Annotated in this window: 11 protein-coding genes and 1 pseudogene; 4 read left to right on the top strand and 8 right to left on the bottom strand. The window is 33.0% G+C overall.

All coding sequences use genetic code 11. The annotated features are described in order from the left end of the window. Positions 1–296 precede the first annotated feature (296 nt). The 6 genes from CER22_RS30015 to CER22_RS29990 form a co-directional block, all read right to left on the bottom strand. Complete coding sequence (locus CER22_RS30015; RefSeq protein WP_088610384.1) at positions 297–866, bottom strand: PRK06770 family protein; 570 nt, start codon at positions 864–866, stop codon at positions 297–299. A 123-nt stretch (positions 867–989) separates the two neighbouring features. Continuing rightward, the gene (locus CER22_RS30010; protein WP_088610383.1) at positions 990–1,502 is read right to left on the bottom strand and encodes a hypothetical protein; all 513 of its coding nucleotides are present in this window, start codon (positions 1,500–1,502) and stop codon (positions 990–992) included. A gap of 361 nt (positions 1,503–1,863) precedes the next feature. After that, a complete protein-coding gene (locus CER22_RS30005) occupies positions 1,864–2,562 on the bottom strand; it encodes a hypothetical protein (protein ID WP_088610382.1) in 699 nt (232 codons plus the stop codon). A gap of 89 nt (positions 2,563–2,651) precedes the next feature. After that, positions 2,652–3,230, bottom strand: a complete 579-nt coding sequence (locus tag CER22_RS33930) for a hypothetical protein (protein WP_256943768.1) — start codon at positions 3,228–3,230, stop codon at positions 2,652–2,654. A 380-nt stretch (positions 3,231–3,610) separates the two neighbouring features. Next, entirely contained in the window at positions 3,611–3,955 is a 345-nt protein-coding gene (locus CER22_RS29995; RefSeq protein WP_088610380.1) for a DUF4064 domain-containing protein, read from the bottom strand. A gap of 12 nt (positions 3,956–3,967) precedes the next feature. Continuing rightward, a complete protein-coding gene (locus CER22_RS29990; protein ID WP_088610379.1) occupies positions 3,968–4,498 on the bottom strand; it encodes a DUF4352 domain-containing protein in 531 nt (176 codons plus the stop codon). Between the two features lie 356 nt (positions 4,499–4,854). On the opposite strand from CER22_RS29990, the gene CER22_RS29985 reads away from it, so the two are divergent. The 3 genes from CER22_RS29985 (at position 4,855) to CER22_RS29975 (ending at position 7,276) form a co-directional block, all read left to right on the top strand. Continuing rightward, a complete protein-coding gene (locus CER22_RS29985) occupies positions 4,855–5,337 on the top strand; it encodes a thioredoxin family protein (protein WP_088610378.1) in 483 nt (160 codons plus the stop codon). A 39-nt stretch (positions 5,338–5,376) separates the two neighbouring features. Continuing rightward, positions 5,377–6,522: a DUF418 domain-containing protein gene (locus tag CER22_RS29980; protein ID WP_088610377.1), complete on the top strand. Its 1,146-nt coding sequence runs from the start codon at positions 5,377–5,379 to the stop codon at positions 6,520–6,522. Between the two features lie 229 nt (positions 6,523–6,751). After that, on the top strand, positions 6,752–7,276 hold the full coding sequence (locus tag CER22_RS29975) for a GNAT family N-acetyltransferase (RefSeq protein WP_088610376.1): 525 nt from the start codon (positions 6,752–6,754) through the stop codon (positions 7,274–7,276). 109 nt (positions 7,277–7,385) lie between these two features. Here the strand turns inward: CER22_RS29975 and CER22_RS29970 are convergent, their stop codons facing one another. Together CER22_RS29970 and CER22_RS29965 are read right to left on the bottom strand one after the other, a co-directional pair. Then, on the bottom strand, positions 7,386–8,072 hold the full coding sequence (locus CER22_RS29970; protein WP_088610375.1) for a CPBP family intramembrane glutamic endopeptidase: 687 nt from the start codon (positions 8,070–8,072) through the stop codon (positions 7,386–7,388). Positions 8,073–8,184: 112 nt separating this feature from the next. After that, positions 8,185–8,580: a hypothetical protein gene (locus CER22_RS29965; RefSeq protein ID WP_088610374.1), complete on the bottom strand. Its 396-nt coding sequence runs from the start codon at positions 8,578–8,580 to the stop codon at positions 8,185–8,187. Between the two features lie 1,085 nt (positions 8,581–9,665). On the opposite strand from CER22_RS29965, the pseudogene CER22_RS34240 reads away from it, so the two are divergent. Further along, a pseudogene (locus tag CER22_RS34240) lies at positions 9,666–10,484 on the top strand (exosporium leader peptide-containing protein); the annotation flags it as partial.

The raw sequence follows: 10,484 nt of genomic DNA, 5'->3' as shown, positions 1-10,484 counted from the left end.
GCGTAAAATTTTCGTTATGGGGGTAATTAAAACTATTAGCTTGATAGCGATGTGGTGCTACCCCATATAGAAGGATTCATGATAGTTGTTTATTTAATGTTTCCTTTAATCTTTTTTGGTGGATTGCTGATGTTAGTTTGTAAATATTTAGAATATCTTCTGAATAAAAATAAGAAAAAAGAAAAGACACCCTAAGGTGCCTTCCTCCGACTTGAGAATCACATCTATGTATTGAAGAAATTTAGAAAAGGTAAATATTAAAAGGAAAGCTTCTAACTATAATTTATAGATGTTTATTATTCTCCAACGTACTGAAGATCTCCTGATTTATGTAATGCGGCTGTTACTTCATCACCGAAATTATTTAAAGAGAATGTTTGCTCTTCTATTGGATCCATTTCTGCAGCTTCACCTATCTTGCCGTCTTGAAGTTCCCAGAAATAGTTATGTTCTTCTACGATTTTACTAAAATCTCTATTTACCCATCTTTCAGTGATTGCTAATAGTTCTTCTTTGTTCTTAAAATCGTTTTGGTTTAGAATGCTTCTTACTTTTTCTGCATTCTTTTTAGACATAGGAGTTGCTCCCCGTCCGTCATTTGCTTTTACTTTTTGATGAGTCATGCTATGCATTGCTGAAATAACTTCTTCTTCAGTAGAATTTTTAGTGATGTGAAGTTGTGCATTTGAACCTTCAATTTCAGCTTCATTCGATGGTGGTGCTTCTTTATAATCAGACTCTGCAAAAGCATGCTTCTCACTACCCATTGGTACTTCAGCAAACTGTAACATTCCATAAGTCATACCAGCTGCAAGTACTATTACCCCTATAATAAATCCTAGCCAATACGTTAGCTTCTTGTCCATATTCACTTCCCCTATCTACATTTTAATATTTCATATAAATAATATTATATCGAATCCCCTTTTTATGGATATAATATTTTACCATATTAAGTTATATTGGTGATTGAGAAATATGAATCGAATCTATTGTTTTACTTTTAAGCTCTTTTCGTATTCTTTAGCTTCATCAACATTTTTAAATGTTTTTAAATCGAATATCTTTTCTCCATCAATACATACAACTAATACTCCATCTTGAGCTTGAAGAACACTACCTACATTACCTTTTCCGAGTGAAATACTGAAGGGATTCTCTACATTTAATGATTTCTTTTTAGCAAGATAATCTTTAAATGGCATACCAATGGATAGTTCGTCTTTTAAGCCTTTAATAGTGTTACCAGAAGTAGTTGTTGGTTGTTCCTTTTTTGTAGCCTCTTCTTGCTGTTTGCGTTGCTTTTCAGCCGTCTCTTGTTCTGCTTTCTCCTTTTTCACAGTCCCTTTTTCTTCAGCTTTCTTCGCTTTTTCAGCTTCCTTTTGTGCTTCTTGCTCAACTTTAGATTCTTTGGAAGTACTTGTTGTCTCGTTAGATGAACATGCTGCTAATCCCATAAATAAAGCGAAACAAGTAAGTGTTGTTAATAGTTTTTTGTTCATAGTATGTATCCCCCAGTGTTTAAAATATAAGATTTACCTGAACTATCATAACAAATATAATCACAACTATTTTGTCATATTATGTCGAAATGCAATAAAAAAGACACCCTAAGGTGCCTTCCTGTGACTTGAACCATCATATAGTAATATGGTATTGGATGCCAATCCAAATATTACTTTACCATGTTAAGTTATTTTGTTCATTGAGAAATCCGGTATACTTCTTTATTTAAACGTAAAAAGTCCTAGAGGGGACTAGGACTTTTTGACAGAATGAAAATGATCTAAAAAAGGACTTGTATAACGTAACATATGAATGTTTCATAAATGTATCGTAAATGTGAACAAAATCTATATTTTGTTAGAGATTTTCTAGGTAATCATATATTTCTGTTTTTAGTTCAACACATTCATTTTCTAAGTTGTTAATTATTTCGATATCTTGTTGGTTTGCACTCTCTCCACTTATTATTTTTTTATTGAAATTTAATGATACTTTTATATATTTCTGTCCTAAACGTTCGTAGATATTTTTAAATCTAAAATATTCTTCTTGTTGTTCTGTAGGCTCGCTTAAATATGTCTCATATGTGTTAGAGTATAAAGTCATTAGGGATTTGCTTATAAAATCTAATGTGAATTTTATATTGTTAAGTGTTATATCTACTTTTTGATTATTTGCAAGAGAAGAGGATAATTTATTAAGTTCTTTTTGTTTTTCTTCTAATTCTTCTAATCTTTCTTGAGCTACCGTTGATATAGAATGAGATTGCTGTATTAGCTCTTCAACTTCCTCTCTCTTCTTTTTAGCTTGATGATGCAGAATAGATACATAAGCAAAGGCACCTGTAATAACTAAACCTGCTATTCCAGCAACGATTGCAATCGGTTGCCACATGTTGGCGATCGAATCATTTAAAAATGATATTTGGCTATCCTTAGCAGAAATGATTTTATCTTGCACGTCTTTCACGGTCTCCAAAGACTCAACCTTCGTTTGTAACTTGCTCAATTGTTCTTTGATTTGTTCATTAGATATTGTAAATAAAGTCAGTTTCACTGTTTAATCCCCTTTTGTGTCTTAATTCATAAATAAAAGCACTCTTTCGAGTGCCACCGCTTACTTCACTACCTTATCCATAACCTCTATTATTGCTTATTTTTCGCTTTCATCTGTTCTTCATAAACAAACTTAGCTGTCATGAAATCATTAGGGAAATCTTTTAATGCGTTTTTCATAATATTTAATTCTTCTTGTGATTTTATTTCGACCCCATATAAGAAATCGTACGCCTTAGTTTGCTCATTAGCAACAAAGTTCTGAGTCATGTAATCATCTTTAAAGTCTTGCTTTGCTTTTTCTTTCACCTTATTTATAGCTTCCGTTTTATTGATATCCTTAACTGGATTTGCAAATGAACCTGTAGGTTGTTGTTGCTTAGGTTCTTCTTTCTTTTCCGGTTGAGAAGCAGGTTGTTGAGGCTCGGGTTTTACTTCTTCTTTTTTAGGTTGTTCTTGTGGTACTTGTTGTTCTTTCTTGGCCAACTCTTCTTTTAGTTTTTTCACTTCAGCATCTAAAGTTTTGTTTTGATTTTCCAGTAGTGAGATATCGCCTTTTAATTTATCAATCTCTTTAGATTTATCATCCGTTTCTTGGTAATTGGTTTCGGATTTTAGCTGTGAAGTGGCCTGTTCGTTACTTGCATAATGTTCAAGAGCGTAAACCATTCCTATTATGATCAATAGGATAAAGGATACAGCTGATACGCCAAATGTAATCAAAGATCGTAGAAATGGCCTTTTATCTTTTATCAATTGTTTTTTTCTAATCAAAGCAATAATAAGAAACACAAGTGAAGCGGCAAGGGTAATTATACTGAACCATGTTAATGTTCCGGCGATAGCTTCACCAACGACATCAAAAGTCTTATAAGGTTCAGTTGTTGCTTCATAAATCTTATGGCTGTTATATAGACCTCTTATAAAAAGTAAAATTAATATACCTATACCGCCAAAAATTAGTTTTTTATTAGATAATTTCATTTGCAGTCCTCCCAAATATGAATATATTAATCTGCAAAATAAAAGCACTCTTTCGAGTGCTCATGTTACGCAGATACAGGGGCTTTGTCTTTACGGAAGATTCCCATTAATCCACCGATTAATAATAATACTCCTGGTAATAAGTAAAAGATAGAGATACAGATGAACCCGCCAATAGCAGCAACTGTCATCATGATACCGCCAACTTTCGCTTTATTTCTTACCATAACAGATCCAACGATTCCTAAGATTGATAGGCCTACAGCACCCCAACCTAATCCGATAATCGTATTTGCGCCGTCAGCTTCGAAAGCAGCTCCCATACCACCGATTAATAATGCAATAAATGCACAAATAATACCAAAAATCCCACCAATAAGTCCTAATACAAATTCAGCTGTTCTTTTCATTTTAATTTCTCCTTATATAGCTACGTCAAATTCGAATTTCACAGATTTTTCATCAAATGTAAATGTTGGTTTGAATGTACCAACGAATTTATCACCTTCAGGAACGTCAAATGTCATTTTGTTAGTGATTTGGTTACCTGGTGCAATATTTTCGTTTACGAATGAATCTCCTCCACCAAAGTACTCTTTGAATTGGTTACCTTCAGCATCAGCAATTTTTAATTCAGAAGTTCCGAAATATATATCCTTCTTGCCGTTGTTTTTAGCATTAAATGCGATTTCTAAAACTTTTCCTTTTTCAGCTTTGATGTATTCGTTAGGTTCAACGAATTTAGCTGAACTAAAAGTTAGTTGTAGACCATTAACTTCTACTGTATCCCCGATTTTATAAACTTTGTTTTCAGTAGATGCTTTTTTGTCTTTCTTTTCTTCTTGTTTAGGCGCATCGTTTTTACTTACTTCTTTAACTTCTGTTTCACCACATGCAGCTAAACTAAAAGCAAGTGCTCCTGCTAAAGCAATTGTACCCATTTTTTTATACATTTTCGTTCCTCCAGTTATGTAAAATGTAAGATTTCCAAAACTATCATAACAGAAACGGTTACAACTATTTTGTCATATTTTGTCGAATGAAAATAAAAAAAGAGAGCCGTACCCCTTTATTGTTATGGGTATTAATTTTTTATTTTTAATCTGGTACGTGAAATTATATAATAAGCTGTTTCTTTGCTTTTCTTTTAAGATTATTATAGCATTCTATATGAATCTTATGTTATTATATAGGTAGAAAATTTGTTTCCATTGTTTATACTCTATTGTACGTAGCGTGAAGGACAAACCTTACGCCCTGTTAACTCGGGCGAGGTTTGTCCTTTTTTTACTTTAAGGAGGAATTTACTATGAAAAAAATCTACAAAATCGGAGCAGTTATAACAACTTTATGTGTTATTGGTATCACGATCTTTACTTTAACTAAAAATGAATCAGTCAAAACAGAAATAGTAACACCAGAAAAAACAATTGTATCTGCTGCAGATGTAAAAGAAGCACCTGAAAATATAAAAGATATTTCAAAAGAAGAATTAAATCAAAAAATAAAATCCCATGAAGAGTTCATTGCGTATTACTATCAACCAACCTGTCATTTTTGTAAAAAGGCCGCACCGGATATCAATAGTATGTCGAAAAAGCATGATCGAACCGTCTATCGAATTGATATCTCTAGGCCAGAAAATCAAAGTGCCTTCCAAGAGTTCGACATTCCAGGTACTCCAGTTGTTGTAGCTTATAACAGAGGTGAAGAAGTTGAACGTCTAGAAGGAGCAGTGTCAGCTGCTACATATGACGGATTCTTTGCGAGACGTAATTCGAGCGCTAGTTAATTTAGTGCTCGTTTTTCTTTGTAAGAAAGGAGAATTTACATGCCACAAAACGCCCGTATTCATTCTTTAGACATAATAAGAGGTATAGCTATACTATGTATCCTTTTTGCGAATCTACCCACTATGACGGGACTAGATCCCTTTAATCAAGCAGGTTACTCCGGTATAGATAAAGTGATTCGCTTTTTAGTAGATTTGTTTATACAATCAAAGTTCTATACTATTTTCGCATTCTTATTTGGAGTAGGGTTATATATCTTTATGAAAAATACACAAACAAAAGGATATCCAATGTATAGACTATTTAGCCGCAGATTGTGTATCTTGCTACTCTTCGGTTTACTCCACTTTATCTTTCTATGGTATGGAGATATTCTACATGCGTATGCTATAGCAGGATTTATTCTATTGTTCTTTTATAAGCAATCTACTAAGCTTATTTTTATAGCTGGTTGTAGTTTCCTAACGGTTAGTTATGTATTACATATTATTGTATTTTTACAAGCAAGTTCTTCTATTCCTGAAGTACCAACTTACTATCAATATATGTTTACAGGCAACACTACCAACCACACGGTAAATCTATTTACACATTATTTATATCAAGTAAAAGCACGTTTGTTTTTTCTGATGATAGAGGAACCCCAACAACTACTAATCGGAATTCCTGAATATATAGGATTATTTTTAATCGGTTTATGGGCTGGTAAGAAAGATATTTTTAAAAGAGTACCGGAATTAATAAAGAAAATTATATTTTTACAGTGGAGTTCGTTATGCATTTCATTTCTTCTCTCTTGTCCTATTATCTACTATTTTATAAAAACGGATGTCTATTACTCTCTGGATATACAACTATGGATTCTATTTGGAGGGAAAACGCTAGCTATATTCTATATTTGTACTCTACTTAGAGTTTGTGAGAATAAAAAATATATAGAGTGGCTGTACCCCTTTATGAACGTAGGCAGATATGCTTTAACGAATTACATTAGCCAAAGTATACTAACTCTTGTCACTCTTTCGTTGTACTTTAAAGATGTCTCACACATATATTACTGGAAACTATGTATCTTCGGGCTTTTCATTATATTTGTACAAATTATATTCAGCAAAATTTGGAGTAATTATTTCCGCTATGGTCCTATTGAGTGGATATGGAGAAAAGGAATTTACAAAAAATAACCTATTTTTCATCAGTTACATGCAATTAACTGGAAAAAATGATAAAATATTATATGAAAGATTAAAGATATATTTGTGGTTGTAAAATGATGTTATTAAAATTAAAGTAGATCAAGTCAGAGTAAGGCACCTTTTGGTGCCTTACTCTGACTTGATCCTATATTTCTCTTAAAATCAATTTAACCTAATATAAAGTATTAGTGATTTAATTATAAAGATAGGTGATAACATGTTTAGTATTAACAATAACCCTCGAAAAAGTAAAATACACAAAGTTAAATTACAAGTACCTGGTGATGTGAAATATGAACTTCAATCTACATATAACTTGTTATTAAAGGAAGGATATCAAGTTTTATCTGTACTCAATATTAAAAATGGTGGTATTATTGTGTACCGTCATTTATATGAAAATACCAATTTATACGAAGAAAACTCAATTGTGTTAAAAATTCGATTGATTACAAATAAAGGAACGGTTTTCCCCGAACCATATCTGGACGCACATTATATATCGGCAAGAACCACTATAGACCTTGCTGATATATTTATTGAAGAACCGATACGTAACTTGGGATTGGGAAGCATATTAATGAAACATTTACTACAAATAGCAGTAGACTCACAGGTAGACAAAATAACCGGTCTTATTGTTAGTGATGATAGTCATCATAAAGCCAAACAAATTAATTTTTATACGAAACATGGATTCGAGATATCTGGTAATCGTCTTTTATGGAAGCAACGTACATAAAAATCAAAAATGTTAAATTTACAAAAAGAGGATACTATACCTTTTATCGGGTATAGTATCCTCTTTTAAAACATCCTATTTCAATGTAATATGTGCTAGCACCACACTTTTATGAAGAAATCTGAAGTGTGACAACAATTAAGTTCATACTAGCATGTACAACAAATGATACTAGTAACCTATTAGTACGCACATATACTAGAGCAAGTACAAGTCCAATTAGAAAGTATCCAAATATAAATGGAAAGTCAAAATGCATAATGGAAAATAACAATGAGCTTATTAATATACTCCAAGTTTGTTTAAACTTTTGAGTTAAGATATTTATGGCCGCATAACGAAAAACAAACTCTTCTACTAAAGGTGCAAGAAGAACAATTGAAATAAGTGCAATAGGAGATATTGCTGCAGCAGCGACTGTATTAGACGTATTTGCTGATTGATTAGTTAACTGAAATATACTTTTATCTAACATACTACCTATTATCTGCCCAAGAAATACTAATATGATCCCAACTAAAATCCATACAAATGAGCTTCTTGATAATTTAATCGATAACTTTGTATCTTTCATTAACTCTTTTCTATATATAAGAAAAAAGATTATCAACGTAAGTGAAAACCCAATTAGTTCCCAATGCACTAGAAGTTGTTGGATTGCTTGCTGTTGGTTTCCCTGAATATCATACCAGCCCGTCTTCGCTAGCAATTGTACACCTATAATCCCAATAAGTTGAGTCATTACAAAATATATAAGTATAATATAACCTGATTTATGTATATTACTATTATTCATGTTTATGTATTTACCCTTCACTTTTTTTATTTAATTAACCTTTTCTCTTACGAATCCACGCTTCACGCCCCTTGAGGAAGGAGTTTTCTTGGCTAAAATGATAAAACTTTTGTTAAAGTTTTATTGGATTGTTCCTTTTAACAGATGTAGTGGAATATGTAATCTCGATTTCTCTTGAATACTCAATTTCAGAACCGCACTTATCACAATTAATTATGCTATTATCTTGTGAACGCTTTCTGGCATCTCTATTTTTTCCGCCACAATACGGACATGTTAAATGGTTTTCATATTTACTATCTACCGGTGTAGATAGTAATGTTATTTTTTTAACTCCAATTAAATTATTATGCGGATATTTTCCACAAACGTGATAAACTTTACCATCTATCAACACGTTAACACCTATAGCTATAGCTAAATCACAATCTACAACTTTTATAACTTCCGCTTCTGTATTCTCATTGAAGCATAGCTCTATATCGTATTTAACAATTGTATATTTCATCACTCATTCTCCTTTTATGGCAACGTATTGGTAATTCCGTAAAGTTCTATTGTTCCGTTAAGAGGACCCGCACCCCTAATTGGGTCCTTTTTAGCGTTTTTTTTCAATTCTATTACGCCCAATATGTATAGACAACTATGTTTATGTGTTGAAATGTTATAGTGATCCCCATATGGTTTCACAAACGACTTTTTCTCTGTTCATTGGGCTTTTACGTAATGGTAAGAGCCATTTTTTTATTCAAATTACGATTTTGTTCACTTTTCCGATACATTTATGAAACATTCATGTGTTATCTTCAGTACGTTCTATTCTTTTTATAAAATCGTGTGAGTTATACCAACACAAGAAGCCCTAGAGCCCTAACTCTAGGGCTTCTTCATTTAAAATAACGATTTTGTTTAGTTTTCTAACCTTTTCCCTATCTTGTATTCATAAATTTCAATATAATAATATATATGGTTACAACAATTTATTATTAGGAGGTGTAGTTATGTCATTTGCAACATGGAGTGCAATTTTTATGACTTTAATCGAAGCAATGTCCGTGGCAATCTTTGGTACAATCTCTTCTAGAAATAAGAGCAAAAATGCCAACTAAAAAACCTAATAATAAGAGTTAATATCTATTTCAGTGACAGCTAATATGTCCTTGACATTTCAGCTGTCATTTTCTATTTAAATATGAATTTTGTTAAAAAATCAATTAAATTCTCCATCCTGGTGCACACTATACCTAAAAGGAGTAATCATGAAAATTTTAAAATACATAGCACTTACAATTGGATGGCTTGCATTACTGTCTCTTTGGTATGCAGTATTCTTCCATTAACTTCCATTTTACTTATACAGTGAGTTTTTCTTTTTTCACCATTTATTAGCAACACCATATACATATACAGACTATAAAAAATACAAAATATAGTTCTTGGTCCAAGAGCACCATACACCCTGATGGTGCTCTTTTCAATTAAAGTAATGCTTTTAGGAAAATTCCATTGTCTAATTCTTCACTTGTCCATTTCGCTTTTCTCTATTTCCGCATTTATTATTAATAATACTAATTTTTTAGAGGTGAAATTATTATGGACGAGTTATTATCTTCTGTTTCAATAACTCCTAATTTAGTCGGGCCTACTTTACCAGCTATTCCACCATTCACGCTGCCTACTGGGCCTACCGGTAATACTGGACCCACTGGTATTACCGGACCCACTGGTATTACCGGACCCACTGGTATTACCGGACCCACCGGACCACCCGATGGGCCTACTGGACCTACTGGACCCACTGGACCTACCGGACCACCCGATGGGCCTACTGGGGACACTGGACCTACTGGAGGTACCGGGCCTACTGGGGACACTGGACCTACCGGAGGTACCGGGCCTACTGGGGACACTGGACTTACTGGAGGTACCGGGCCTACTGGACCTGGATGCATAGAACCTCTACCAATATTCACTCAAATTGTCTATGTAAACAAAGCTGGTAATGATGCTACTGCTGATGGTTCTGAATGCGCACCATTTTTAACAGTAACTGCAGCAATGGCATCAATAACAGATGCTATTGCACCATTTCCGGATCCCTTAAACATAACTAAACGTTATGCTATCTCTATTGGACCTGGTAACTATATCGAACCATTAATTCATTTAAAAGCTAACGTTCAATTAGTAGGAACTAGTACTTATTAACTAGATTACAAATTCCGTTTGATATAAATGATCCTTCTTGGTTTGACTTGAACTTTTCACAGGATCCTAGATCTGGGTTTGTCAATCTGACATTACTAAGTGGGCCTCTTGATTTTAACTTTCAAACAGCACAAAGTGTTTCAGGTAAATTATTCTTTGTTAGCGTTAATATAACCCCTACTCCTATATTCACAGCTTTATCGA

It is taken from the genome of Bacillus sp. K2I17 (assembly GCF_002209985.1).
GTDB lineage: Bacteria > Bacillota > Bacilli > Bacillales > Bacillaceae_G > Bacillus_A > Bacillus_A wiedmannii.
This window is presented reverse-complemented; position numbering and strand designations above follow the sequence as displayed.